This window comes from Jannaschia faecimaris (assembly GCF_900107415.1).
GTDB lineage: Bacteria > Pseudomonadota > Alphaproteobacteria > Rhodobacterales > Rhodobacteraceae > Jannaschia > Jannaschia faecimaris.
Genome location: NZ_FNPX01000046.1, coordinates 1 through 1,535, shown reverse-complemented (window position 1 = coordinate 1,535; position 1,535 = coordinate 1). Strand labels below are relative to the sequence as shown.

The following is a 1,535-nucleotide window of genomic DNA, read 5'->3' as shown; positions in this document are numbered from 1 at the left end:
CATGGCGAAGGCAAAGTTCGAACGCAACAAACCGCACGTTAACATTGGCACGATTGGCCACGTTGACCACGGCAAGACGACGCTGACGGCGGCGATCACGAAGTACTTCGGCGACTTCAAGGCCTATGACCAGATCGACGGCGCGCCGGAGGAGAAGGCCCGCGGGATCACGATCTCGACGGCGCACGTTGAGTACGAGACCGAGGCGCGTCACTATGCGCACGTCGACTGCCCGGGCCACGCGGACTACGTGAAGAACATGATCACGGGTGCGGCGCAGATGGACGGCGCGATCCTGGTTGTGAACGCGGCCGACGGCCCGATGCCGCAGACGCGCGAGCACATTCTGCTGGGTCGCCAGGTCGGCATCCCGCACATGGTCGTCTACATGAACAAGGTTGACCAGGTCGACGACGAGGAGCTTCTGGAGCTCGTCGAGATGGAGATCCGCGAGCTGCTGTCGTCCTACGAGTATCCGGGCGACGACATTCCGGTGATCCCGGGTTCGGCGCTGGCGGCGATGGAAGGCCGTGACCCCGAGATCGGCGAGGAGTCGATCAAGAAGCTGATGGCCGCCGTCGACGAATATATCCCGACGCCCGAGCGTGCCGTGGACCAGCCGTTCCTGATGCCGGTCGAGGACGTTTTCTCGATCTCGGGCCGTGGTACGGTTGTGACCGGTCGTGTCGAGCGCGGCGTGATCAACGTGGGCGACGAGATCGAGATCGTGGGCATCCGCGACACCAAGAAGACGACCTGCACGGGCGTCGAGATGTTCCGCAAGCTGCTGGATCGTGGTGAGGCGGGCGACAACATCGGCGCATTGCTGCGCGGTGTCGACCGTGAGGGCGTGGAGCGTGGCCAGGTGCTGTGCAAGCCGGCGTCGGTCAAGCCGCACACGAAGTTCGAAGCCGAGGCCTACATCCTGACCAAGGAAGAGGGTGGGCGTCACACGCCGTTCTTCGCCAACTACCGTCCGCAGTTCTACTTCCGCACGACGGACGTGACCGGGACGGTGATGCTGGCCGAAGGCACGGAGATGGTGATGCCGGGCGACAACGTTTCGTTCGGGGTCGAGCTGATCGCGCCGATCGCGATGGAGCAGGGCCTGCGGTTCGCGATCCGCGAAGGTGGCCGGACCGTCGGTGCAGGCGTGGTGTCCAAGATTACGGAGTAATCCGCGACGGAAGCATTCCGCGGGACAAGGTCCCGAGGACAGTCCCCTGATGACGCAAAGCACAAAGGGCCCTTCGGGGCCCTTTGTCGTGACGGACTGTGGAGAAACGTTCGGCGGAGGGATTGGCGGTCGGTGACCTGAGGCATGTGTCGGGGCAGACTGGCCGATCATGAGGCCCGGTTGATCGCCTCGCGATCTCCCAGCTGTTCGCCAGCCGATGGCGAGACGCGTCGTTTTGGATGCAACGTGCCCTGGTCGGTCCGTTCCGCACGAAAAAGGGGCGGCCCGCAGGCCGCCCCCTTTTAGCGATTCCGGATCAATTAATTGTTCGCGATGATCGCTTCAATCCGACCTTTCT

At 63.5% G+C, this 1,535-nt stretch carries 1 protein-coding gene; it reads left to right on the top strand.

Annotated features, from left to right (window positions below):
* Position 1 precedes the first annotated feature (1 nt).
* Positions 2-1,177 (top strand): elongation factor Tu, encoded by a 1,176-nt coding sequence (tuf, locus tag BLV27_RS18940; protein ID WP_092648029.1) that lies wholly within the window; start codon positions 2-4, stop codon positions 1,175-1,177.
* Positions 1,178-1,535 lie beyond the last annotated feature (358 nt).